Genomic DNA, 23,659 nt, shown 5'->3' on the forward strand with positions numbered 1-23,659 from the left:
GTGATGGAGCCCGACGGTCTGTTCTCCCTCACCGGTGCCGGTGGGGCGCGCTCCGCACCCCCGACATCGGGGGACGCCGATGGCTTCACCACACCCGGAGCGGACGCGCCGCTGCCGGTCAGGATGCGTCCGGCGAGCCTGGACGAACTGATCGGTCAGGACCACCTGCTGGCACCGGGCGCACCGCTGCGCCAACTGGTGACCGGTACGACGCCGATGTCGGTGATCCTCTGGGGGCCGCCGGGCAGCGGCAAGACCACCATCGCCCACCTGGTCGCCGGGGCGACCGACCGGCGGTTCGTTGCCATGTCGGCGCTCTCCGCCGGGGTGAAGGACGTCCGGGCGGTGATCGAAACCGCCCGCCGGGAACGCCGGGCGGGCGGCCGACCGACCGTGCTCTTCATCGACGAGGTGCACCGGTTCAGCAAGACCCAGCAGGATTCACTGCTCGCCGCGGTCGAGGACCGTACGGTCACACTGCTGGCGGCGACGACGGAGAACCCGTACTTCTCGGTCATCTCGCCGTTGCTCTCGCGGTGCGTACTGCTCACCCTGCAACCGCTCGACGAGCAGGCGGTGCGCGGGTTGCTGCGCCGCGCGATGACCGACGAGCGCGGGCTGGGCGGTGCGCTCACCCTCGCCCCCGACGCCGAGGACCATCTCGTACGCCTCGCCGGCGGCGACGTACGCAAGGCACTGACCGCGCTCGAAGCAGCCGCCGGCTCGGCCGCGGCCCTGGGTGGCACGGAGATCGATCTGGCCACCGCCGAGCAGGCGGTGGACGTGGCGGCGGTCCGCTACGACCGCGACGGCGACGCCCACTACGACGTCGTCAGCGCGTTCATCAAGAGCATGCGCGGCTCGGACGTCGACGCGGCCCTGCACTGGCTGGCCCGGATGCTGGTGGCCGGTGAGGACGCCCGGTTCATCGCCCGGCGGATCGTCATCTTCGCCAGCGAGGACATCGGCATGGCCGACCCGACCGCGCTGAGCGTCGCCACCGCCGCCGCCCACGCCGTCGAGTACGTCGGCCTGCCCGAGGTCCAGCTCAACCTGGCCCAAGCGGTGATCCACATGGCGACCGCGCCGAAGTCGAACGCGGTCACCACCGCGATCGGTGCCGCCACCGGTGACGTCCGGGCCGGACGCGGCGGTTCGGTGCCCCGGGCCCTGCGCGACGCCCACTACTCCGGTTCGCGGGGACTCGGACACGGCACCGGCTACCGGTACCCGCACGACGACCAGCGGGGTGTGGTCACCCAGCAGTACGTACCCGACGACCTCGTCGGCACCGACTACTACCGGCCCACGGGACACGGTGGGGAGCGGGCGGTCGCCGCCCGGCTTCCCCTGTTGCGTGGCATCGTCCGGGGCACGCCCGCCCCGACACCGGCGTCGACCAGCACCGGCACCAGGCCGGATCGGGCGGCGGACGAAGACGGCAGCGCGCCTGCCGGGGAGGATCACCAGTGAAATCGCGCGGTTCCGACCTGCCCGAAGACGGCACCGAGGAGCAACGGGAACCTCGATCCCTGCGACGCCGCTGGGGACGGGGCAAGTCCGACACCCCCGCCGAGGAGCCGGAGGTCAGCGGAGAGGAACTCGGCTGGATCGCCGACCTCCGTACGGCCAAGCAGCAGCAGACCGAACTCGGCCCCGGAGGCGCCGAACCCGGACCGGGACGTGCTGCCCCGCCCGGTCGGGGACCGGCACCGGCCGACTTCGGTCCCGTCGGGCCGGGTCCCGGCGACCCGGAACCGGGCGGCCCCCCGGCCCCGGTACGCCGCGCCGCGGTTGTGCCACCGGTCGGTCAACCGAGGCCAGCGCCCGAACCACCCCGGGGCGAACCGTCCCGTCCGGAGCCGCCGCGAGCCGAACACACGCTGACCGGCCCACCCGCCTCGGCCGAGCCCTGGCGTACGCAGGAGCAGGCCGACCCGGCCGGCCCGTCCCGGCACTCCCGGGCATTCGAACCCGACGGCCCCCAGGGTGCGGAGCGGCCGGGCCGCCGGGCGGCGTCCCCGGTCGAGCCCGACGGCTCCCGTGCCCCGGTGGATCGACCGGGGCGGCACGCCGGGGCAGCGGTGCCGGATCAGCGTGAGCCGCAGGCCAGGCACGGTGCGCCCGGGGTCGACCCGACGCGGCGCCCGCCCGAGCCGAGGACCGACGAGATGCCTCCGGGACGGCGGCACGAGGACACCCCGCCCGGCCGGCGCAGCGCCGTCGCCACCCCGCCGGTGCCGGGCGGACCCGCCACGGCCCGGCCCGGATTCCCGTCCGGTGACCCCACCGGCCGACCCGACCTGGCACCGCCGGACGGCAGGTACGGCCACCCCCGCGACGCCGACGACCCCCGCGCGCCGAGGGTTGGCGACCCGACCGATCCGCGCGGGGCCAGGCTTCCCGACCCGACCGATCCACGCGGGGCGAGACTTCCCGAGCAGCCCGAGCCGCGGGCCCGGCGGCACGCCGATCCCACGGATCCGCGCGGTGCCCGGCTGGCCGATCCCACCGACCCGCGCGGGGCGAGGGCGGCCGATCCGGCTGACCCGCAGGTGCCCAGGACGGGTAACGCGCCCGCGCTGCCCCAACCGGGTGGACCGGAGGAGACGACCGGTAGCCAGCGGGCGTCCCGTCCCTCGGACTGGGTCCGGCGGGCCACCCGTGGGGGCCGGTCCGCGGGCGCCGCGCCCGTTCCGGATGGCCCGGCCGGTGGTCCGGTCGCCCCGGACGGATTCGGTGCACCACCCGCCCCGTCACCGGGTCAGGGCCCCGGCCAACCGCCACCGCGCGGGCGGGGGCACGACGCCTGGGCTCCCGGTGCACGCCCGCCGGCCGAATCCGTACCGCCCGGCCGCGACGGCACGCGCGGCCCCGAACTTCGTCCCCGCCGGTCCGCCCCGGTCGACGGCCCGGCCAACCCCGACCGGGCGCAGCCCGGCCCCGGTTACCCGCCGGGCCGACCGCCGTCGGGCGCTCCGTCCGGTCAGGACCGGGCCCGGACCGACGGCACCGGCGAGAACCGTGGCGTCGGCCGTGCCATGCCCCCGGGACCGCCCGTCGGCCCCGGACCGCAGGGCGCGGTTCCGCCGTCGGGTAACCCCGGTGGTCCACGCGGCGCGGCCACGGTTCCGCCGTCCACCGAGCCGATGGACCGGCCCGGTGGACGGGCCGCCGGCCCCCGGCAGGCACCTCCGGCCTTCCCACCGGCGACCGGCCCCGGCATGCCGCCACGGCCGTCCGGTCCCGGCCCGATGGCCCCCGGTGCCCCGATGGCTCCGGGCGGCCCCGTGCCGCCCTCGGGCCAGCCGGAGCGCGACGCCGGTGCCCCCGGAGTCGGGCGCGGGGCGGCGTCCGTACCGGTCGCCGGATCGGCGTCGGTGGCCGTCCCCGGCACCGCACCCCGACCTGGCGGACCCAACCCGATGGGCGGGCCGCACCAGGGCGGACCCAACCCGATGGGCGGGCCGCACCAGGGCGGACCGAACCCGATGGGCGGGCCGCACCAGGGCGGACCGAACCCGATGGGCGGGCCGCACCAGGGCGGACCGAACCCGATGGGTGGGCCGCATCAGGGCGGACCGAATCCCCTGGGTGGGCCCGGCCCGGTCGGTGCGGCCAAGCCGGTGGCCGTGGCCAAGGTGGCGGTTGCACCGGTCGGTGCGGCGAGTGTCCGGCCGGCGGCCTTACCCGGATCGGATCCGGTCGGTGGCGACCGCCCGTTCGACGATCCCACCGGGACCGGGGAGATCCGCGAACCCCGGTCCGAGATCCGCCGGCAGGCGCGGGAGAAGCGCCGGCTCAAGGTGGCCGCGCTGATCCTGGCCACGTTGCTGGTGCTCGGCGCGCTGCCGCTCTTCTTCGGCATCCGGGCCGCGACACGCGATCCGGTCTTCAGCGCCCTGGACGAGCTGTCCGTACCGCAGTGGGCGGCCACCCAGGTCGAGGACGATGTCTACGGCAGCCGGTGGTGCCTGATCGAGTGCCGGTTCCGGGAGCGCACGGTGGAGTCCGCGCAGGGGGCGGAACCGACCGCGCAGGCGTACCAGCAGGCGTTGACCGAGGACGGCTGGAAGACGTGGCAGATCAAGCCCTGCCCGGAGCAGCCGGTCGAGGGGCACTACACCTGCTGGCGGCGCGACGAGTTGACCCTCGACCTGTGGGTTCGCCCACCGACCTGCGCCACCGAGCCGCTGGACGCGCGACCGACGGTCGAGCCGACCGAGCCGGAGGGGGCACCGGCGTCACCCGGCGTCGAACCGCCGCCGTGCGACGGAGCGGTGGTGTCGATCAAGGTACGCAACGCGATCGACGACGACCGGATCAAGCCGCAGCCGAGTACGGACCCGTCGCTCACCGGCGTGGATCCGGAACCGCTGTTCACCGACGATCCGCTCAGTGAACTGACCGCCCCACCGTCGTGAGCCGACTTTCGTCACGGACGGTAGGGTCTGTCTGTTGGTACGGAGTGCGGTGTTACGTGTCCGGTGCCGCTTTGCCCGCTTGTGGAGCGGTGCGCCCGGATGGCGTAGCCGCGCTTTCGAGACGGTTCGGTAGAGGAGAACACGGGTGAACCCTGGACAGATCGCCGCGCTCGTCGCGGCGGGGGCGTTCCTGATGCTGGTGCTCGTACTGGCCGTGCCCATCCTGCGGCTGCGGCACACGGTCGACGCCGCTACCCGGGCGATCAACGACCTGAACGACCGGACGGCGCCGCTGCTGGGTAACGCGAACGCCACCATCGAGAACGTGAACGTCGCGCTCACGCAGGTGCACACCTCGCTGGACGGGGTGAACATCCAGCTCGCCAAGATCGACACGATGACCGGTCACGCGCAGAACGTCACCGCGAACGTCGCCAACCTCGCCACCGTGGTCTCCGCCGCGGCGGCGAACCCCCTGGTGAAGGTGGCCGCCTTCGGCTACGGCGTACGCAAGGCGGCAGCCGCCCGCCGGCACGCCGACACCGAGCGCGAGGTACGGGCGACGATCAAGCAGCAGCGCCGGGCGGCCAAGCGCGGCGACAACCGCTGACCTGGTGCCGGTGTCACCGGAGCGGGGAGAGAGGATAAGGCCATGAGGCGTTTGCTCTGGCTGGGCATCGGGCTCGCCGTCGGGGCGCTGGTCGTCCGCAAGGTGACCCGGACCGCCCAGTCGTACACACCGGGCGGCATCGCCACGTCGCTGTCGGCGTCCGCCGGTGGGGCGGTCGAGTCGCTGCGTGGCTTCATCGACGACGTTCGGGCCGGCATGGCCGAGCGTGAACAGGAGATCCACAACGCCTTCGCCGAGGGCGTGGCGTATGACGACCAATTCGCCGACCTGCGCGGGGACCCGCGGATCGGCGACCACGAGATTTTCCCGGAGGAAAGCTCCCGATGAAAACGGCGGAGATCAAGCGGCGGTACCTGGCGCATTTCGAGGCGAATGGCCATGCCGTGGTGCCGTCCGCTCCGCTGCCCGCCATCAACGATCCGAACCTGTTGTTCGTGAACGCGGGCATGGTGCAGTTCGTGCCGTACTTCCTGGGGCAGCAGGCGGCGCCGTACCAGCGGGCGGTGTCGGTGCAGAAGTGCATCCGTACGCCGGACATCGACGAGGTCGGTAAGACCAGTCGGCACGGGACGTTCTTCCAGATGAACGGGAACTTCTCGTTCGGGGACTACTTCAAGTCGGGTGCGATCAGCCTGGCCTGGGACCTGATCACGAAGTCGCAGGCCGATGGCGGGTTCGGGCTGGATCCGGAGCGGATCTGGCCGACGGTCTACCTCGACGACGACGAGGCTTTCGAGCTGTGGCACAAGCAGGTCGGGGTGCCGGCGGAGCGGATCGTCCGGCGGGGCAAGAAGGACAACTTCTGGTCCATGGGCATCCCCGGCCCGTGCGGGCCGTGCTCGGAGATCTTCTACGACCGGGGGCCGGAATTCGGCGCCGAGGGCGGTCCGGAGGTCGACGAGGACCGGTACATGGAGTTCTGGAACCTCGTTTTCATGCAGTTCGAGCGGGGTCCGGGCGCGGGCAAGGAGGACTTCCCGATCCTGGGTGACCTGCCGGCGAAGAACATCGACACCGGCATGGGCCTGGAGCGGATGGCCTCGATCCTGCAGGGCGTGGACAACCTGTACGAGATCGACGAGGTGCGGCCGATCCTGGACAAGGCGGCGGAGCTGACCGGGAAGCGGTACGGCGCCCACTCGGGTCACGCGGCCAACCAGTCGCACCCGGACGACGTACGGCTGCGGGTGATCGCCGACCACGTGCGGACCGCGTTGATGCTGATCGGTGACGGGGTGACCCCGTCGAACGAGGGTCGCGGTTACGTGCTGCGCCGGATCATGCGCCGGGCGATCCGTTCGGTGCGGCTGCTCGGCTGGCAGGAGCGGGCCCTGCCCGAGCTGCTGCCGGTGGCCCGGGACTGCATGTCGCCGTCGTACCCGGAGCTGGCCAGTGACTTCGACCGGATCTCCCAGTACGCGTACGCGGAGGAGGACGCGTTCCTGTCCACCCTCCGGGCGGGGACCACGATCCTGGACACCGCGATCGCGGAGTCGAAGTCGGCGGGCCAGCCGGCGTTGACCGGTGAGCGGGCGTTCCAGCTCCACGACACGTACGGCTTCCCGATCGACCTGACCCTGGAGATCGCCGCCGAGCAGGGCCTGACGGTCGACGAGGACGGCTTCCGGCGGCTGATGGCCGACCAGCGCTCCCGGGCCAAGGCCGACGCACAGGCGCGCAAGACCGGACACGTCGACCTGTCCGCGTACCGTGGCGTGCTGGACAACGGCGGACCGGTCACCTTCACCGGCTACAGCGAGGTCAGCCGTGAGTCCAAGGTCCGCGCCCTGCTCGCCGGGGCCGGCGTGCCGGTCGAGGTGGCGGGGGAGGGTGAGACGGTCGAGCTGGTGCTCGACACCACCCCGTTCTACGCCGAGGGCGGTGGCCAGCAGCCCGACCTGGGGTTGATCACGGTCGGCGGCGGCCAGGTCGAGGTCCTCGACGTGCAGCAGCCGGTTCCCGGCCTGATCGTGCACCGGGCCCGGGTGGTCCGGGGCGAGGTCCGTACGGGTGAGGCCGGTCTCGCCGAGATCGACGTGACCCGGCGCCGGGCGATCTCCCGGTCGCACACGGCGACCCACCTGGTGCACCAGACCATGCGGAACTTCCTCGGTGAGTCGGCGACCCAGGCGGGTTCGCTGAACGCCCCCGGCCGGCTCCGGTTCGACTTCAACACCCCGACGGGCGTCTCCCCGAGCGTGCTCGCCGACGTCGAGCAGCAGGTCAACGAGGTGCTCCTGTCCGACCTGGAGGTGCACGCCTTCATCACCTCGCAGGCCGAGGCCCGCCGGCTCGGGGCGATGGCCCTGTTCGGCGAGAAGTACGGCGAAGAGGTGCGGGTGGTCGAGGTCGGTGACTACGCCCGTGAACTCTGCGGTGGTACGCACGTGGCCCGTTCCGGTCAGCTCGGCCTGGTGAAGATCCTCTCCGAGTCGTCCATCGGCTCGGGGGTACGCCGGGTCGAGGCGCTGGTCGGCATCGACGCGTTCCGGTTCCTGGCCAAGGAGCACCTGCTGGTGTCCCGGCTGGCCGACCTCTACCGGGTGCCGAACGAGCAGGTGGCCGACCGGGTGGAGCAGACCGTGTCCCAGCTTCGGGACGCGGAGAAGGAGCTGGAGAAGCTCCGGGCGCAGATGGTGCTGGGCGGGGCGGCGGCGTTCGCGGCCGGTGCCCGCGACGTGCGCGGGGTCGCGTACGTCGGGGTCGAGGCGCCGGAGGGCGCGGCCGGCAACGACGTACGGACGCTGGCGCAGGAGATCCGGGGCAAGATCGACGCGGCTCGTCCCGCGGTGGTCGCGGTGGCGGCCCGTTCCGGTGGCAAGGCGTCGCTGGTGGTGGCGCTGAACGCGGCGGCGAAGGGACGCGGCCTGTCCGCGGGTGACCTGGTCAAGGCGGCGCTGTCCGGTCGGGGCGGCGGTAACGCCGACCTGGCCCAGGGCGGCGGCGTGCCGGCGGACCAGGCGCCGACGCTGCTCGGGACCGTGGAAAAGGCAATCGCCGAGGCGTGATGGATTGCTCGGAGGCAGATCGTCGTGGTCAGATCGTGAACCACGGCGGTCTGCTTTCCGTATGCAGCGAGGGGAGGGCAATCGGTATGGGGCATTTCTCGCCCGGTGTACGGCTCGGCGTCGACGTCGGAAAGGTACGGGTGGGCGTGGCGATCTGCGACCCGGACGCCATTCTGGCCACCCCGCTGGTCACCCTGGCCCGTGACCTCGCCACGGACGAGAAGGCGATTCCGACGGACATCTCGGAATTGGCGCACCTCGTCGAAGAGCATCGAACTGTCGAGGTGGTCGTCGGGCTGCCGGTGAATCTCGCCGGAGTGCACGGCCCGGCGGCGATCCACACGAAGGCGTACGCCACCCGACTGGCTGAGGCGATTGCCCCCGTTCCGGTGACTCTCACGGACGAGAGGATGTCGACGGTCGTGGCTACCCGTAGGCTGTCCGAGCGAGGCGTTCGGGGAAAGCGTCAACGCGCTGTGGTCGATCAGGCGGCCGCAGTCGAGATCCTGCAGAGCTGGCTAGACGGGCAGCGGAGGCGGACCAGATGATCGACGACTTGGAGCTCGCGTTCGACGAGCGAACCGAGAAGGGACAACACCGGCGCGGTGGCGTACGCGACCGGAAGCGCAAGGGTCGTGGTGGCCGGGGCAAGACCGTGCTCGCCCTGGTGCTGCCCCTTGTCCTGCTCGCCGTACTCGGCGGTGGTGTCTGGTACGCCGGCGACCGGATCCAGGGACTGTTCGGCGCGCCCGACTACGAGGGCGCCGGCACCGGACAGGTCGTGATCGAGATCAAGGACGGCGATTTCCTCGCCGACATCGGCAACACCCTGGTCACCCAGGGCGTGGTCAAGAGCCCCAAGGCGTTTGTCGAGGCCGCGGAGAAGAACTCGGCTGCCACCGGCATCCAGCCGGGTTTCTACCAGGTGCGCAAGCAGATGTCGGGTGAGTCCGCGCTGACCCTGCTGCTGGACCCGAAGACCAGGGTGACCAACAAGATCACCATTCGCGAGGGTCTGACCGCCAAGCAGGTCTACAAGCAGCTCGAGGAGACCACCAAGATCCCGGTGGCGGAGTTCGAGGCGGCGGCGAAGGACCCGCTCGCGCTCGGTGTGCCGGATTACTGGTTCACCCGCAGCGACGGCAAGAAGGTCACCCCGTCGATCGAGGGTTTCCTCTTCCCGGACACGTACGATCTGCCGCCGAACGCCACCGCCGAGGGCATTCTCAAGGAGATGGTGCAGGGATTCCTCACCGTCGTCGGGCAGATCAAGTTCACCGACGTGGTGCAGGAGAACCTCGGCGGGGTCACCCCGTACGAGGCGCTGATCGTGGCCTCGCTGGCGCAGGTCGAGGCGGGCAATCCCGACGACCTCGGCAAGGTCGCCCGGGTCGCGTACAACCGGCTGTTCAAGCCGAACTCCGAGGTGCCGTGCGAGTGCTTCGAGATGGACGTGACGGTCAACTACTGGTTCGACGTCCGGGGCCTGCCGACCAAGGCGTCGAAGGACATGACGGCGAAAGACCTGGACGACCCGAAGAACCCGTACAACCGCAAGCTGAAGGGGTTCATCCCGACCCCGATCGACAACCCCGGCAAGCTGGCGTTGCAGGGAGCGATGGATCCGCCGAAGGGCGACTGGTACTTCTTCGTGGCGGTCGACAAGCAGGGGCACTCGGAGTTCGCCGAGACCAACGCCCAGCATCTGCGCAACCAGCAGAAAGCCCGAGAGAACGGCGTCCTCTGAGTGGTCGTGGCCCGACGCGCGGCGGTGCTGGGTAAGCCGATCTCGCATTCCCTCTCGCCCGTGATCCACAACGCGGGTTACCACGCGGCCGGCCTGACCGGTTGGTCGTACAGCGCGATCGAGTGCGCCGAGGCCGAGCTGCCGGATCTGGTGGCCGGCCTCGGCGCCGAGTGGGCCGGGCTGTCACTGACCATGCCGCTGAAAGAGGTCGGGCTCGCGGTGGCCGGCGAGGTCTCGCCGGTCGCCGCCGCCGTCGGTGCCGCCAACACCCTGGTACGTCGACCCGACAACTCCTGGTACGCCGACAACACCGACGTCCCCGGCATGGTGGAGGTGCTTCGGGCGGCCGGGGTGCCGGCCGACGCCACGGTGACCGTCCTCGGCGCGGGTGGCACCGCTCGGGCGGCGCTGGCGGCGGCCGTCCAACTCCAGGCGGAGCGGGTGACCGTGGTGGCCCGGCGATCGACGGCGATCGACGAACTGCGGCCGGTGGCGCGCAAGCTCGGGATCTCGTTGGTGCCGGCCGACTGGACGGACGCACCCAAGCAGGCCATCGCGGACGTGGTGATCTCGACCGTGCCGAAGGGTGTCGCAGATCCACTCGCCGGACAGATCTCCTGGCTGCCGTCGACGGTGCTCTTCGACGCGCTCTACGACCCCTGGCCGACGCCGCTGGCCGCCGACGCCCGCGACGCGGGGTGCAGGATCGTCTCCGGACTCGACCTGCTGCTGGCCCAGGCGGTCGGCCAGTTCGAGCACTTCACCGGTGTGGAAGCGCCGGTCGCGGCGATGCGTACGGCCCTGTTCTCGGCTCGGGCCTCGGCTTGACGCTCCGGCTGGTGGCCCGACGCTCCGGTTGCTGGTGACCCCTGACGTTCAGCAGACGTCAAGGTTTCTGACCGTGAAAAGATCTTGACTCGCTGTATGTGTGTAGGAGGTCGATGCGTTATCCGGCCCGAGACGGCGGACACGTAGCGGTTATCCGTCCGTACGCCGGGACAGGGGGTGGGGTTCAGCCGGAGCGGGTCCGGCGCGTGCCAGACTGGGCAACTGGCATCCGCAAGCTGGTTGCGGAACGCCAGGACCGTCCGGCACGGATGAAAAAGGAAAGGTTCGCTGCCTTGTTGCGCTGGTTGACCGCGGGTGAGTCGCACGGCCCCGCCCTCGTCGCGCTCCTCGAAGGGGTGCCCGCCGGGATCGAGGTGACCAGCGAGGAGATCGTCCGGGAGCTGGCCCGTCGCCGGCTCGGCTACGGCCGGGGCGCGCGGATGGCGTTCGAGCGGGACGAGATCGAGATCATCGGTGGGGTACGGCACGGGGTCACCCTGGGCAGCCCGGTTGCCGTACGGATCGGGAACTCCGAGTGGCCCAAGTGGCAGACCGTGATGTCCGCCGACCCGGTCGACCCGGACGAGCTGGCCAGCCAGGCACGGAACGCCCCACTGACCCGCCCCCGCCCCGGCCACGCCGATCTTGCCGGCATGCAGAAGTACGGTCACACCGACGCCCGTCCGATCCTGGAGCGGGCCAGCGCGCGGGAGACCGCCGCCCGGGTCGCCGTCGGCACCGTCGCGAAGGCGCTGGTCCGGCAGGGGCTCGGCATCGAGATCGTCTCGCACGTGGTCGAGCTGGGCTCGGTCGCGGCCAAGCCCGGTCTCCAGCCCCGTCCCGAGGACGCCGAGCGGATCGACGCCGACCCGCTGCGCTGCCTGGACCCGGAGGCGAGCGCCCGGATGGTGGCCGAGGTCGACGCCGCCAAGAAGGACGCGGACACGCTCGGCGGCATCGTGGAGGTCCTCGCCTACAACGTGCCGCCGGGGCTGGGTAGTCACGTGCAGTGGGACCGCAAGCTCGACGCCCGCCTCGCGACCGCGCTGATGTCGATCCAGGCGATCAAGGGCGTGGAGATCGGCGACGCCTGGCTCCAGGCCCGCTCGCGCGGGTCCGTCGCGCACGACGAGATCGTGCCGACGGCGACCGGGGTGCGCCGGGTCACCGACCGGGCCGGCGGCCTGGAGGGCGGCATGACCACCGGCGAACCCCTTCGGGTACGCGCCGCGATGAAGCCGATCTCGTCGCTGAACCGGGCCCTGGCCACGGTCGACGTCCTCACCGGTGAACCGGCGACCGCGATCAACCAGCGTTCGGACGTGTGTGCGGTCCCCGCCGCCGCCGTGGTCGCCGAGGCGATGGTGGCGTTGGTGCTGGCCGAGGCGGCGACGGAGAAGTTCGGCGGCGACTCGATCGCCGAGATCCGACGGAACCTCGGCGGCTACCTGGACCACCTGGTGATCCGCTGATGGCCCCGATCTGCGTCCTGGTCGGCGCCCCCGGATCCGGCAAGTCCAGCACCGGCCAGATCCTCGCCACCGCACTCGGCGTCGGCTTCCGGGACACCGACGTCGACATCGAGGCGGCTGCCGGCAAGCCGATCCCGGAGATCTTCGTCGACGAGGGCGAGGACCATTTCCGTACGCTCGAACGAAACGCCGTCATGGCCGCGCTGGGTGAGTTCGACGGAGTGCTCGCCCTCGGCGGCGGCGCGATCCTGGCCGAGTCGACCCGCGCGGCGCTGGCCGGGCACACCGTGGTCTACCTGTCGGTGGAGCTGACCGACGCGATCCGGCGGGTCGGGCTCGGCGCGGGTCGACCGCTGCTCGCGATCAACCCGCGCGCCACCCTCAAGTACCTGCTCGACCAGCGTCGACCGCTCTACCAGGAGGTCGCCGCGCACACCGTCATCACCGACGGTCGTACGCCGGAGCAGGTGGCCGACGAGATCCTGCACCTGCTCAAGTCGTAACCGCTTACGCGGAGGCGATCGAGTCGAGCAGGTCGGCCAGGCGTTTCGGCTCGCTGAGCATCGGCCAGTGGCCGGTCGGCAGGCCGTGGATGTCCGCCCCGGCCAGCTCGGCGAACATCGGCACCCCCTGGTCGATCATCGAGCGGACCACGTCCACGGGGAAGGTGCAGGCCACCAGCGTGGTCGGCACCGCCCGACCTCCCGTACGCCGGACCGGGTCGGTGGCGGTCCGCAGCGGTTGTGGGGTGGCCCGCTCCCGCAGCAGCGCCAACGCCGCATCGTCCAGCCCGGCCAGGTTCTCCGGGTCGGCGGTCGGGTCCCAGGCCGGCGGCGGTAGCTGACCGTCCCGGACCAGGCTGCGGGTGCGGTCCTGTTCCTCCGGCGGATTGGTGTCGAACTGGGAGACGCCGTCGGGCAGCGGGGCGCTGTCGACGTAGACCACCCGGGCGATCCGGTCCGGGATCCGGTCGGCGGCCTGGGTGACCGGCAGGCCGCCGCCGGAGTGTCCGACCAGCACCACGTCCCGCAGGTCCGCCGCCTCGATCAGCCCGACGATGTCGGCGGTGTGGGTCTCCAGGTCCACCTCGGGACCGATCAGGTGGGCGCGGTCCGCGAGCCCGGTCAGGGTCACCGGGTGGACCTCGTGCCCGTCCGCCCGCAGCGCGGCGGTCACGTCCTGCCACGCCCACGCGCCCAACCAGAATCCCGGAACCAGTACGAACGTGCTCATCCCCGTGTCTCCCATCGCTCGATGTCGTCCGCGTTGCTCGATGTCGTCCGCGTTGCTTGATGGCGTCCGGTAGACCGTACGATCGAATCCGGGCAGGATCGGTCCGGTATTGGAGAGTGGTTTGTGTCACATCCCGCCGCTCGGGTGTTGGGCCTGCTCGAACTGCTCCAGAGCCAGCACCGGCTCACCGGGGCGGAACTCAGCGCCCGGCTCGGAGTCGACGAGCGAACCGTGCGCCGGTACGCCCGTACCCTGGAGGAACTCGGCATCCCGGTGACCGCGCAACGGGGGCGGTACGGCGGTTACCGGCTCCTGCCCGGTTACAAGCTGCCGCCGCTGATGCTCACCGACGACGAGGCCGTGGCGGTGGTGCTCGGGCTGGTCGCGGCGGAACAGCTCGGCCTCGGCACCGAGGCACCGGCGACCGCCGTCGCGCTGGGCAAGATCAGTCGGGTGCTGCCGGAGGCGCTGGCCGACCGGCTCACCGCCGTACGGCAGACGCTCGGCTTCACCGCCCGGCGGCGTACGGAGACGGCCGGTCCGGCGGCGACCGTGCTGCTCACCCTCGGGGCGGCGACCCGGTCCCGCCGCCGGGTCAGCCTGACCTACCGCTCGTGGCGGGGCGAGGACTCCTGCCGCGACCTGGACCCGTACGGACTGGTCTTCCACGCTGGCCGCTGGTACGTCACCGGCCACGACCACCGGCGTGGTGAGATCCGCACCTTCCGCCTCGACCGGATCGCCGCCGTCGAACCGTCAGCGCCGGACCCGGCCGACGGGGGAGCGGGGCAGTTCACCGTGCCGGACGGGTTCGATCCCGCCGGACACGTGGCCCGGTCGCTGGCCGGGGTGCCGTACGCCTGGTCGGTCGAGGTGCTGCTGGAAACCGACCTGACCGAGGCCCGCCGCCGGATCCCGCCCAGCGTGGCGGAACTGACCGAGGCGCCGGGCGGGGTCCTGGTACGCGCCCGAGCGGAGAACCTGGACGGGATGGCCCAACTGCTCGCCGGGCTCGGCTGGCCGTTCACCATCCTGTGCCCGGACGAGCTGCGTACCGCGCTGGCCGAACACGCCACCCGCCTCGCCGCCCTCGCCGCCCGCCATCCGGACAACTGAGCAGACGCCCGCCATCCGGACACCTGGGCGACCGGTTGCGCGGCCCCCCGACGGGGGCGCACTAGGCTCGGTCCCGATGGACGAGTTGACGAAGATCTCGATCGGCGGCGAGCAGACGTATGACGTCCTCGTCGGCCGGGACCTGCTCGACAGCCTGCCGGCGCTGCTGCCCGGCGCGGACCGGGTCGCCGTGCTCTACGCACCACCGCTCAAGGCGTTGGCCGACGCGCTCGCCGAACAGGTGCGCGCCGACGGGCGTACGCCGCTGCTGGTCGAGGTGCCGGACGCGGAGGCGGGCAAGAACATCGACATCGCCGCCCGGTGCTGGGACCGGCTCGGGGCGGCGGGCTTCACCCGTACCGATGCGGTTGTCGGGGTCGGCGGTGGCGCGGTCACCGACCTGGCCGGCTTCGTGGCCGCCTGCTGGCTGCGCGGGGTCCGCTGGGTGGCGGTGCCGACCTCGCTGCTCGGCATGGTCGACGCGGCCGTCGGCGGCAAGACCGGGATCAACACCGGGGCGGGCAAGAACCTCGTCGGTGCCTTCCACCCGCCGGCCGGGGTGCTCTGCGACCTGGCGACCCTGGACACCCTGCCCCCGGTCGACCTGGTCGCCGGGCTGGCCGAGGTGGTCAAGTGCGGTTTCATCGCCGACCCGGTCATCCTCGACCTGGTCGAGGCCGACCCGGTCGCCGCCACCCGGGCCGGGGCGCCGGTGGTACGGGAGCTGATCGAGCGGGCCATCCAGGTCAAGGCCGACGTCGTCTCCGGCGACCTGCGCGAGTCCGGGGTACGCGAGGTCCTCAACTACGGGCACACCCTCGCGCACGCGATCGAGAAGGCCGAGGGGTACCGCTGGCGGCACGGGCACGCCGTGTCGGTCGGCCTGGTCTACGCCGCCAACCTGGCCCGGCTCGCCGGCCGACTCGACCCGGTCACCGCCGACCGGCACCGCAGCGTGCTCGAACTGCTCGACCTGCCCACCGGTTACCGGGCGGACGCCTGGCCGGACCTGCTGGCCACGATGCGGGTGGACAAGAAGGCGCGCGGCGCCCGGCTGCGTTTTGTCGTACTCGACGGGCTGGCCCGGCCGGCGATCCTCGAGGGGCCGGACGAGGAACTCCTGCGCGCCGCGTACGACGAGGCGGTGGCCCGGTGACGAAGGTGTACGTCCTCAACGGACCCAACCTCGGCCGGCTCGGCACCCGCCAGGTCGACGTGTACGGGCTGACCAGCTACGCCGGGCTGGTCGACCTCTGCGAGCGCACCGGTCGGGAACTCGGCCTCGACGTCGAGGTACGGCAGACCGACGCCGAACACGAACTGCTCGGGTGGCTGCACGCCGCCGCCGACGAGCAGGCCGCTGTGGTGCTCAACCCGGCCGCCTGGTCACATTATTCGTACGCGGTCCGGGACGCCTGCGCCATGCTCCGCGGGCCGCTGGTCGAGGTGCACATCTCCAACATCCACACGCGGGAGGAGTTCCGGCACCACTCGGTCGTCTCCGCCGTCGCCACCGGTGTGATCGCCGGACTCGGCGTGGACGGCTACCGGCTGGCGCTGATCCACCTCGCCGACCGGCTGGCCGCCGATCGGCAGGCACAGCAGTAGGGCCAGGCTGATCCAGACGTAGGCGTTGGCGCCGACCAGCCCGTCCGGCCCGCTGGCGTCGTCCCACCAGAGCCAGACCACGCTGCTGCACAGCAGGACGTACGCCACGGCGGTGGCGGTGCCGAGCCGTCGCCTGCGCCCGCCGGGTCCGGCGCGTAGTGCCGCGTTGCCGAGGACGGCGAGCGCGGGCAGCAGCCAGACCAGGTGGTGGACCCAGGTGATCGGGCTGACCAGGCAGCCGACGATCCCGGTGAGGGCGAAGCCGGCGAGCTGGTCGTCGGCGCGGGCGGCCCGGCGTACCCGGACCGCCCAGACCACGAGGACGGCCAGCACCACGGCCAGCCAGACGCCCTTGCCCAGGTGCGGGTCGAGCCGGGTCAGCAGTCCCCGCAGCGACTGGTTCGACACGTAACCCAGGTCGCCCACCCGGTCGGTGTCCCACAGCGCGTGGGTCCAGAACACGTACGACGGGTGCGGGGCGAGTACGGCGGCGAGGACGGTCGCACTCGTCGCGGTACCGGCGGCGACGGCGGCGGCCCGCCAACGTCCCACCAGCACCAGGTAGACGATGAACACCGCCGGGGTCAGTTTGATCGCCGAGGCGAGACCGATGCCGATCCCGGCGAACCGGTGCCGACCGGCCCGGATCAGCATCAGGTCGGTCAGCACCAGCACCAGCAGCAGCAGGTTGACCTGTCCGAAACTGACCGTGTCCCGGACCGGTTCGTAGACCGCCACCGCACACCCGGTCAGCGCGTACGCGTACCAGCGGGGCCAGTCGTGCCGCCGGCCGACCGGGTCGAGCAGCCAGTGGATCACCAGTCCGGCGGCGGCCACGTTGACCACGATGCTGGTGACGATCGCCGCCGGCCAGCCGACCAGGGCCAGCGGGCTCATCACCAGGGCGGCGAACGGCGGGTAGGTGAAGCCGTACCGGGTGCCGGGGCGCAGGTAGTCGTAGAGCTGACCGCCGTCGCGCAGCCAGTGGGTGACCGCGCCCTGGTAGACCCCGACGTCGAAGAAGCCCCGGTGGACCGGGACGGTGGCCAGGAACACCGCGCAGGCCGCCACCAGCGTGCCGGTCAGCAGGATCCGGTCGCGGGTACGGCGGGGGGCCCGAAGTCGGCTCATCGTGCTCCTCCGGAGGGGGACGGATCCGGTGCGGCCATCCGCTGCGCGGGTACGCGCGCGGGCAGGTGCGGGTGCGGCTCGGGCAGGCGGTCCGCGTCGCCTCGACGGGGAGTCGGCAGCCGAACCATCCGCACGCCGGCCGCGACGAGCCGGAGCCGGGTCCGGTGGTGCAGCGCGAGCAGCAGCAGTACGGCCAGCCCGCCGCCGAGGGCCACCTGGGCCAGCTCGGCCAGCCCCGGCGCGTACCCGTCCGGCAGGATGACCAGAGCCAGTACGGCACAGACGAGCGCGGCCCACCGGCGCAGTCGCCGGTCGGCCGTGGCGGCGGCGATCGGCACCAGCCCCCAGAGCAGGTACCAGGGCCGGATGGCGGGGCCGAAGAGGACCAGCGCGCCGAGGGCGAGGCCGAGGGCGTACACCGGGCCGAGTTCGTCGCGGCGCAGCCAGAGCAGCAGCCCGGCGCCGAGTGCCACGGCCAGTCCGGCCCACCGCCAGAACGAGACCGCGTGCGGGGCCACGTCCGCGCCGATCAGCTCCAGCAGGGCGCGGGTGGCCCGGCCCAGGGCACTGCTCACCGACCAGTTGGCGGCCGAGACCGGGGTGTCCAGGGCGGTGATCCAGCCGTACCCGGTGCCGGCCACGGCGGTGACCGCCACCGTGGTCCCGACCGCCACCACGGCGGTGCCGAGCAGTGCCCGGACGGTCCGCCACCGCCCGGCGAGCTGCCCGGCCCAGAGCGGTGCGACGAACACCAGCGCGACCAGGGCGGGCGCCTTCACCAGGGCCGCCAGGGTCAGCAGCGCGGTGCCGAGCGCCGGCCGGTGGGCCACCGCCGAGGCCAGCCCGGCGCAGAGCAGCCCCACCATCAGAGCGTCGTTGTGCGCACCGCCGACCAGGTGGATGAGGACCAGCGGGTTGAGCACGCCGAGCCAGAGCGCCGCCGCCGGGTCGACCCCGCAGCGTCGGGCCAGGCCGGGCAGGACCGTCGCGAGCAGGACCACCCCGAGCACGGCGATCATCCGCAGGCCGAGGACGCCGAGGGCCACCTGGGTGCCGGTCACCGCGGCCACCGCCGTGGCCAGGACCAGGAAAACCGGGCCGTACGGGGTGGTGGTGTGCTGCCAGATCGCCGGCACCTCGGCGGCGAGGGGGCCACCGAGGGTGGCCGGACCGTGCCGGTAGACGTCGAGGTCGGCGCCGACCATCGCCCCCTGGGCCAGGTAGCTGTAGACGTCGCGGCTGAAGATCGGTGGCGCGATCACCAGTGGCGCCGCCCACAACGCCAGGGTGACGATCAGGGCCGCTGGGCGGGGTGGGCGCTCGCCGTGGACGAGGCGTCCCAGCCACCACCAGGCGGCGACGAGCAGGCCCAGCCCGAACGTGGCGCAGACCAGGCCGAGGCCCGGATGCCGGCGCAGTTCGTCCGGGACGGGGAAGGGGTCGCGGATCGGCAGCGCACCGGCTCCGACGGCGCCGAGGGCCAGCAGGACCACCCCGGCCACTCCCAGGGCGCGGCAGCGGGCGAGCACGGAGAGTCGGGTGACCGGGTTCGGCACCCGTGCACGCTGTCAGCGACGGATGTCCCGGACCCGACCGCGAGTTGTCCGGTGTGTGACCGACACGCGTCCGGTCTCGATCAACCGCTCGTACCCGTGCCAGCGCGGAGGGCGTCCCGGCAAGTAGACTCGTTAGGTCTGTCCGCCAATTGAAGATCAAGGCAGGAAATGGCCACCACCAACGACCTCAAAAACGGTCTGGTCCTCAACCTCGACGACCAACTCTGGGCTGTCGTGGAGTTCCAGCACGTCAAACCCGGCAAGGGTGGTGCGTTCGTGCGCACCACATTGAAGAACGTGCTGTCCGGCAAGGTCGTCGACAAGACGTTCAACGCGGGCACCAAGGTCGAAACGGCCACCGTCGACAAGCGGACCATGCAGTACCTCTACGCCGACGGCGAAGACTTCGTGTTCATGGACCTGGAGACCTACGACCAGATCCAGGTGCCCGGCGCCACCGTCGGCGAGGCGGCGAACTACCTGCTGCCCGAGGCCGAGGCGATCGTCGCCACCCACGAGGCGGTCCCGCTCTACATCGAGCTGCCGACCAGCGTGATCCTCGAGGTCACGTACACCGAGCCGGGTCTGCAGGGTGACCGTTCGACCGGTGGCAACAAGCCGGCGACCGTGGAGACCGGTGCGACCGTACAGGTGCCGCTGTTCATCACCACCGGTGAGAAGATCAAGGTCGACACCCGCGACGGCCGTTACCTCGGCCGCGGCTGATGGCCGAGGGCCCCAAGCAACAAATGCCCGCGCGTCGCAAGGCGCGCAAGCGGGCGCTGGATGTCCTCTACGAGGCCGACCAACGGGATCTGCCCCCGGTCGAGGTACTGGCCGGTTACCTCCGGCGGCTGACCCCGCCGCCGCCGGAGCACATGGAGTACGCGATCGGCCTGGTCGAGGGTGTGGCCGGGCAACTGGACCGGATCGACGAGCTGATCGCGAGCTACGCCGAGGGCTGGACGCTGGACCGGATGCCGGTCGTGGACCGCAACCTGGCCCGGATCGCGGTCTACGAGCTGCTCTACGTTGACGAGATCGACGACGCGGTGGCGATCAGCGAGGCGGTCGAGCTGGCCAAGCAGATGTCGACCGACGACTCGCCGCGCTTCCTGAACGGGATCCTCGGCCGGATCGCCGAGTACGCCACCCGCTGACCGGGCCCCCGGCCCGGCCCGTGCACGCCGCAGGGCACCGGGTGCGGTGGGACACGGGACGCGACATGGCACGTGGACGTGAAAAGGGGGCGCCCGGCAGGGCGCCCCCTTTCATACTGCCTTCGTGCTGTCCTGCGGTGGTACTCAGGAGGCGAAGAGCGCCCGCGGGTCGGCGACGAGTACGCCGTGCTCGGTCAGGCGCTCGATCAGCCCGGAGGGCGACGAGTCGTACACGATGGCGAGCGCGCGCAGGTCGTCCGCGCGGATCGACAACACCCGGCCGTTGTAGTCGCCCCGCTGCTGCTGGATGGCGCGGGCATAACGGGCGACGTACGCGAGCTCCTCGGAGGCCTCGTCGTAGAGGCGCTCCAGGTCCAGGACGATCTTGTTCGTGGGCTCGTGCCGGACCCCGCTGCCGTCCGGCAGCAGTTCCGCGACGGGCACCCGGTAGAAGTCCGCCAGCTCGGCGAGGCGCGAGACGGTGACCGCACGGTCACCACGCTCGTACGACCCGACGACGACGGCCTTCCAACGCCCGTTCGACTTCTCCTCCACCCCCTGCAGGGACAGCCCCTGCTGCTGACGGATAGAGCGCAGGCGGGCGCCCAACGACTTGGCGTATTCAGAGGGCATTCGGACACTCCCAGTGCTGGCTCGGGGATCTCCCCAGCGGTCGCTACGGAGCGTGACGGTACGGGGATTGCGACACGTGGTCAAGTGGTCGTTACCTTCCCGTTGGCAAGATCGTGGTCACGAACCTGAAATCTGTTCGTTGACCGGACGGTCAGCGCCCCGCCCGGACCCGGCGACCGGTCGCTGGTAACGTGGTGATCAGCCCCCGGCCTGACCGCGTGCGGTCCGGGCCGGATCCGACATCCTTTAACGACCCGTCCAGTGAGGCGGGGAAGGAGGTCCGCCGTGGCCTTCCCGCAGGCCGCCCAACCCCCGGTGGCATCGCCACCGTCCGTGAAGGTCATCCTGACCAGCGCCGATCTGCAACGCGTGGTCGACCGGATCGCACACCAGATTCTCGAAAAAACCCAGGGTGCCGCCGATACCGTGCTGCTCGGGATTCCCACCCGGGGTGTGCCGCTGGCCCGCCGGCTGGCCGCCCGGATCAGCACCTTCGAGGACATTCAGGTGCCCGTCGGTGTGCTCGATATCACCCTTTACCGCGACGATCTACGCCGGCACGCGACCCGGGCCATCGGGCCGACCGAGGTGCCGCCCGGCGGGGTCGACGGCAAGCGGGTGATCCTGGTCGACGACGTCCTCTTCTCCGGGCGCTCGGTCCGGGCCGCGCTGGACGCGCTGAGCGACCTTGGCCGCCCCAGTTCGGTGCAGTTGGCCGTGTTGGTCGACCGGGGCCACCGGGAACTGCCCATCCGGGCCGACTACGTCGGCAAGAACATCCCCACCGCGCTGGCCGAGAGCGTCAAGGTCACGCTCGCCGAGGTCGACGGTGCGGACGAGGTCAAACTGTTCGGGAGGCCCGCGCTGTGATCAGGCACCTGCTCTCCGGGGCCGACCTGGACGCGTCCACGGCCACCCTGATCCTGGACACCGCCGCCGAGATGGCGACCGTGGCCGGGCGCGAGGTGAAGAAGCTCCCCGCGCTGCGCGGCCGGACCGTGGTCAACCTCTTCTACGAGGACTCCACCCGGACCCGGATCTCGTTCGAGGCGGCGGCGAAGCGACTCTCCGCCGACGTGATCAACTTCTCGGCCAAGGGGTCGAGCGTCTCCAAGGGCGAGAGCCTGAAGGACACCGCGCTGACGTTGCAGGCGATGGGCGCCGACGCGGTGGTCATCCGCCACCCCGCCTCGGGCGCCCCGCACCGGCTCGCCAACTGGGTGGACGGGGTCGTGGTCAACGCCGGTGACGGCACCCACGAGCACCCCACCCAGGCGCTGCTGGACGCGTACACGATGCGGTCGCGGCTGGGCCGGCTCGCCGGACTGCAGGTGGCCGTGGTCGGCGACGTACTGCACAGCCGGGTGGCCCGCTCCAACGTGCTGCTGCTGTCCACCCTCGGGGCGAAGGTGACCCTGGTCGGGCCGCCGACCCTGATCCCGGTGGACATCGCCGCCGCGCTCGCCCCCGGCACCGACGTCTCGTACGACCTGGACTCGGTGCTGCCCAGCGCGGACGTGGTGATGATGCTGCGGGTGCAGCGCGAACGGATGGCCGACTCCTACTTCCCCTCCGCCCGCGAGTACGCCCGCCGCTACGGCCTGGACGGGCCCCGGTTCCGCCGGCTGCCGGACCACGCGATCGTCATGCATCCCGGCCCGATGAACCGGGGCATGGAGATCGCCCCGGAGGTGGCCGACTCACCCCGCTCCACCATCGTCGAACAGGTCACCAACGGAGTCTCCGTACGGATGGCCGTCCTGTATCTGCTCCTGGGGGGAAAGAACCAGTGAACCGTCCGCTCCTGGGGGGAAAAACGTCATGAGTGCGTACCTGATCAAGGGCGCCCGGGTGGTCGGCGCCGAGCCGACCGACCTGCTGCTCCGCGACGGCCTGGTGGTCTCCGCCGGCCGCAACCTCGACGCCCGCGACGCCACGGTGGTCGACGCGGACGGCCTGGTGGCCCTGCCCGGCCTGGTCGACCTGCACACCCACCTGCGCGAACCGGGACGGGAGGACGCCGAGACGGTCGAGTCCGGCTCCCGTGCCGCCGCGCTCGGCGGTTACACCGCGGTCTGCGCGATGGCGAACACCTCGCCGGTCGCGGACACCGCCGGGGTGGTGGAACAGGTCTGGCGGCTCGGCCGGGAGGCCGGGCTGGTCGACGTGCAGCCGATCGGGGCCGTCACCGTAGGCCTGGGCGGGGAGCGGCTGGCCGAACTCGGCGCGATGGCCGACTCGGCCGCCCGGGTACGGATCTTCTCCGACGACGGGCACTGCGTGGCCGACCCGAGGCTGATGCGCCGGGCCCTGGAATACGTCAAGGCGTTCGACGGGGTGATCGCGCAGCACGCCGAGGAGCCCCGGCTGACCGAGGGCGCCCAGTTGCACGAGGGCGAGGTCTCCACCCGGCTCGGACTCACCGGCTGGCCGGCCGTCGCCGAGGAGGCGATCATCGCCCGCGACGTCCTGCTCGCCGAGCACGTCGGCAGCCGGCTGCACGTCTGCCACGTCTCCACCGCCGGCAGCGTCGAGGTGCTGCGCCAGGCCAAGGCGCGCGGGGTCCGGGTGACCGCCGAGGTCACCCCGCACCACCTGCTGCTCACCGACGAGCTGGCGGCCAGCTACGACCCGGTCTTCAAGGTCAACCCACCGCTGCGTACGGCCACCGACGTGGCCGCCCTGCGGGCCGCCCTGGTCGAGGGGATCATCGACATCGTCGCCACCGACCACGCCCCGCACGCGCTGGAGGACAAGGAGTGCGAGTGGGCGTACGCCCGTCCGGGCATGCTCGGGCTGGAGACCGCCCTGCCGGTGCTGCTCTCGGTGCTCGGTGAGCGCTGGGACCTGATCGCCGACCGGATGTCCCGGGTTCCGGCCCGGATCGCCGGCCTGACCGAGCACGGGCACGACCCCGCACCGGGGGCGGTGGCCAACCTCACCCTGGTCGACCCGGCCGCACGCCGTACCGTCGACCCCGCTGAGCTGGCCAGCCGCAGCCGCAACACCCCGTACGCCGGCACCGTGCTGCCCGGCCGGATCGTGGCCACGTTCCTGCGCGGCGAGCCGACGGTGCTTGATGGAAAGGCAGTCAGGTGATCGGAGCGAGGAG

At 72.0% G+C, this 23,659-nt stretch carries 21 protein-coding genes and 1 pseudogene; 18 read left to right on the forward strand and 4 right to left on the reverse strand.

The features are described 5' to 3' along the window. Positions 1-3: 3 nt before the first annotated feature. From ACWEFB_RS15615 to ACWEFB_RS15660, 10 genes are all read left to right on the forward strand, one after another. Positions 4-1,473 carry a replication-associated recombination protein A gene (locus tag ACWEFB_RS15615; protein WP_442792034.1) on the forward strand — a complete coding sequence of 490 codons (1,470 nt, stop codon included), beginning with the start codon at positions 4-6 and terminating at the stop codon, positions 1,471-1,473. A 2,084-nt stretch (positions 1,474-3,557) separates the two neighbouring features. Then, positions 3,558-4,424, forward strand: a complete 867-nt coding sequence (locus ACWEFB_RS15620; protein WP_452286056.1) for a hypothetical protein — start codon at positions 3,558-3,560, stop codon at positions 4,422-4,424. A gap of 145 nt (positions 4,425-4,569) precedes the next feature. Next, positions 4,570-5,034 carry a DUF948 domain-containing protein gene (locus ACWEFB_RS15625; RefSeq protein ID WP_452285922.1) on the forward strand — a complete coding sequence of 155 codons (465 nt, stop codon included), beginning with the start codon at positions 4,570-4,572 and terminating at the stop codon, positions 5,032-5,034. Between the two features lie 42 nt (positions 5,035-5,076). Continuing rightward, positions 5,077-5,382, forward strand: a complete 306-nt coding sequence (locus ACWEFB_RS15630; protein ID WP_452285924.1) for a hypothetical protein — start codon at positions 5,077-5,079, stop codon at positions 5,380-5,382. Continuing rightward, complete coding sequence (alaS, locus tag ACWEFB_RS15635) at positions 5,379-8,063, forward strand: alanine--tRNA ligase (RefSeq protein WP_452285926.1); 2,685 nt, start codon at positions 5,379-5,381, stop codon at positions 8,061-8,063. The genes ACWEFB_RS15630 and alaS overlap by 4 nt, the downstream gene beginning before the upstream one ends. Before the next feature lie 86 nt (positions 8,064-8,149). Continuing rightward, positions 8,150-8,611 carry a Holliday junction resolvase RuvX gene (gene ruvX, locus ACWEFB_RS15640; RefSeq protein ID WP_326562957.1) on the forward strand — a complete coding sequence of 154 codons (462 nt, stop codon included), beginning with the start codon at positions 8,150-8,152 and terminating at the stop codon, positions 8,609-8,611. After that, on the forward strand, positions 8,608-9,810 hold the full coding sequence (mltG, locus tag ACWEFB_RS15645) for an endolytic transglycosylase MltG (RefSeq protein ID WP_452285928.1): 1,203 nt from the start codon (positions 8,608-8,610) through the stop codon (positions 9,808-9,810). The genes ruvX and mltG overlap by 4 nt, the downstream gene beginning before the upstream one ends. After that, positions 9,811-10,638, forward strand: a complete 828-nt coding sequence (locus ACWEFB_RS15650) for a shikimate dehydrogenase (protein ID WP_452285930.1) — start codon at positions 9,811-9,813, stop codon at positions 10,636-10,638. Positions 10,639-10,931: 293 nt separating this feature from the next. Then, positions 10,932-12,110, forward strand: a complete 1,179-nt coding sequence (gene aroC / locus ACWEFB_RS15655) for a chorismate synthase (RefSeq protein ID WP_452285932.1) — start codon at positions 10,932-10,934, stop codon at positions 12,108-12,110. Further along, complete coding sequence (locus ACWEFB_RS15660) at positions 12,110-12,613, forward strand: shikimate kinase (protein ID WP_452285934.1); 504 nt, start codon at positions 12,110-12,112, stop codon at positions 12,611-12,613. The genes aroC and ACWEFB_RS15660 overlap by 1 nt, the downstream gene beginning before the upstream one ends. Positions 12,614-12,617: 4 nt before the next feature. On the opposite strand, the gene ACWEFB_RS15665 is transcribed toward ACWEFB_RS15660, so the two are convergent. Next, positions 12,618-13,343 carry an alpha/beta fold hydrolase gene (locus ACWEFB_RS15665; protein WP_452285936.1) on the reverse strand — a complete coding sequence of 242 codons (726 nt, stop codon included), beginning with the start codon at positions 13,341-13,343 and terminating at the stop codon, positions 12,618-12,620. 123 nt (positions 13,344-13,466) lie between these two features. Here ACWEFB_RS15665 and ACWEFB_RS15670 point away from each other — a divergent pair, with 123 nt between their 5' ends. The 3 genes from ACWEFB_RS15670 (at position 13,467) to aroQ (ending at position 16,067) form a co-directional block, all read left to right on the forward strand. Further along, positions 13,467-14,459: a helix-turn-helix transcriptional regulator gene (locus tag ACWEFB_RS15670; protein WP_452285938.1), complete on the forward strand. Its 993-nt coding sequence runs from the start codon at positions 13,467-13,469 to the stop codon at positions 14,457-14,459. Positions 14,460-14,535: 76 nt separating this feature from the next. After that, on the forward strand, positions 14,536-15,615 hold the full coding sequence (aroB, locus tag ACWEFB_RS15675) for a 3-dehydroquinate synthase (protein ID WP_452285940.1): 1,080 nt from the start codon (positions 14,536-14,538) through the stop codon (positions 15,613-15,615). Continuing rightward, positions 15,612-16,067, forward strand: a complete 456-nt coding sequence (gene aroQ / locus ACWEFB_RS15680; RefSeq protein ID WP_326559455.1) for a type II 3-dehydroquinate dehydratase — start codon at positions 15,612-15,614, stop codon at positions 16,065-16,067. The genes aroB and aroQ overlap by 4 nt, the downstream gene beginning before the upstream one ends. A 282-nt stretch (positions 16,068-16,349) precedes the next feature. Here aroQ and ACWEFB_RS15685 read toward each other — a convergent pair. Together ACWEFB_RS15685 and mptB are read right to left on the reverse strand one after the other, a co-directional pair. Continuing rightward, positions 16,350-17,198: pseudogene (locus tag ACWEFB_RS15685) on the reverse strand (glycosyltransferase family 87 protein); the annotation flags it as partial. Beyond that, positions 17,195-18,754, reverse strand: coding sequence for a polyprenol phosphomannose-dependent alpha 1,6 mannosyltransferase MptB (gene mptB, locus ACWEFB_RS15690; RefSeq protein WP_452285942.1), 1,560 nt, complete (start codon positions 18,752-18,754; stop codon positions 17,195-17,197). The gene mptB and the pseudogene ACWEFB_RS15685, both read right to left, overlap by 4 nt. 168 nt (positions 18,755-18,922) lie before the next feature. Between mptB and efp the strand changes: the two genes are divergently transcribed. Both efp and nusB read left to right on the forward strand, forming a co-directional pair. Then, positions 18,923-19,480 (forward strand): elongation factor P, encoded by a 558-nt coding sequence (gene efp / locus ACWEFB_RS15695; RefSeq protein ID WP_326559453.1) that lies wholly within the window; start codon positions 18,923-18,925, stop codon positions 19,478-19,480. Positions 19,481-19,503: 23 nt separating this feature from the next. Beyond that, positions 19,504-19,914, forward strand: a complete 411-nt coding sequence (nusB, locus tag ACWEFB_RS15700; protein WP_326559452.1) for a transcription antitermination factor NusB — start codon at positions 19,504-19,506, stop codon at positions 19,912-19,914. Between the two features lie 144 nt (positions 19,915-20,058). Here the strand turns inward: nusB and bldD are convergent, their stop codons facing one another. Further along, positions 20,059-20,547 (reverse strand): transcriptional regulator BldD, encoded by a 489-nt coding sequence (gene bldD / locus ACWEFB_RS15705; protein ID WP_121159805.1) that lies wholly within the window; start codon positions 20,545-20,547, stop codon positions 20,059-20,061. A gap of 285 nt (positions 20,548-20,832) precedes the next feature. Between bldD and pyrR the strand changes: the two genes are divergently transcribed. From pyrR to ACWEFB_RS15720, 3 genes are read left to right on the forward strand one after another with little or no spacing between them, the layout of a single operon-like run. Further along, entirely contained in the window at positions 20,833-21,417 is a 585-nt protein-coding gene (gene pyrR / locus ACWEFB_RS15710) for a bifunctional pyr operon transcriptional regulator/uracil phosphoribosyltransferase PyrR (protein ID WP_452285945.1), read from the forward strand. Then, the gene (locus ACWEFB_RS15715) at positions 21,414-22,340 is read left to right on the forward strand and encodes an aspartate carbamoyltransferase catalytic subunit (RefSeq protein WP_452285947.1); all 927 of its coding nucleotides are present in this window, start codon (positions 21,414-21,416) and stop codon (positions 22,338-22,340) included. Before pyrR ends, ACWEFB_RS15715 begins: the two co-directional genes overlap by 4 nt. Before the next feature lie 28 nt (positions 22,341-22,368). Then, positions 22,369-23,646 carry a dihydroorotase gene (locus ACWEFB_RS15720; protein WP_452285949.1) on the forward strand — a complete coding sequence of 426 codons (1,278 nt, stop codon included), beginning with the start codon at positions 22,369-22,371 and terminating at the stop codon, positions 23,644-23,646. Positions 23,647-23,659 lie beyond the last annotated feature (13 nt).

The organism is Micromonospora sp. NPDC004704, from assembly GCF_053601675.1.

Bases quoted from the DNA above. Each gene is read 5' to 3' on its own strand.
- ACWEFB_RS15615 (WP_442792034.1), top strand. From the start codon at position 4: ATGGAGCCCGACGGTCTGTTCTCCCTCACCGGTGCCGGTGGGGCGCGC.
- aroB (WP_452285940.1), top strand. From the start codon at position 14,536: ATGGACGAGTTGACGAAGATCTCGATCGGCGGCGAGCAGACGTATGAC.
- mltG (WP_452285928.1), top strand. From the start codon at position 8,608: ATGATCGACGACTTGGAGCTCGCGTTCGACGAGCGAACCGAGAAGGGA.
- alaS (WP_452285926.1), top strand. From the start codon at position 5,379: ATGAAAACGGCGGAGATCAAGCGGCGGTACCTGGCGCATTTCGAGGCG.
- ACWEFB_RS15620 (WP_452286056.1), top strand. From the start codon at position 3,558: ATGGGTGGGCCGCATCAGGGCGGACCGAATCCCCTGGGTGGGCCCGGC.
- ACWEFB_RS15720 (WP_452285949.1), top strand. From the start codon at position 22,369: ATGAGTGCGTACCTGATCAAGGGCGCCCGGGTGGTCGGCGCCGAGCCG.
- ACWEFB_RS15660 (WP_452285934.1), top strand. From the start codon at position 12,110: ATGGCCCCGATCTGCGTCCTGGTCGGCGCCCCCGGATCCGGCAAGTCC.
- ACWEFB_RS15665 (WP_452285936.1), bottom strand. From the start codon at position 13,343: ATGAGCACGTTCGTACTGGTTCCGGGATTCTGGTTGGGCGCGTGGGCG.
- ruvX (WP_326562957.1), top strand. From the start codon at position 8,150: ATGGGGCATTTCTCGCCCGGTGTACGGCTCGGCGTCGACGTCGGAAAG.
- nusB (WP_326559452.1), top strand. From the start codon at position 19,504: ATGCCCGCGCGTCGCAAGGCGCGCAAGCGGGCGCTGGATGTCCTCTAC.
- ACWEFB_RS15630 (WP_452285924.1), top strand. From the start codon at position 5,077: ATGAGGCGTTTGCTCTGGCTGGGCATCGGGCTCGCCGTCGGGGCGCTG.
- bldD (WP_121159805.1), bottom strand. From the start codon at position 20,547: ATGCCCTCTGAATACGCCAAGTCGTTGGGCGCCCGCCTGCGCTCTATC.
- efp (WP_326559453.1), top strand. From the start codon at position 18,923: ATGGCCACCACCAACGACCTCAAAAACGGTCTGGTCCTCAACCTCGAC.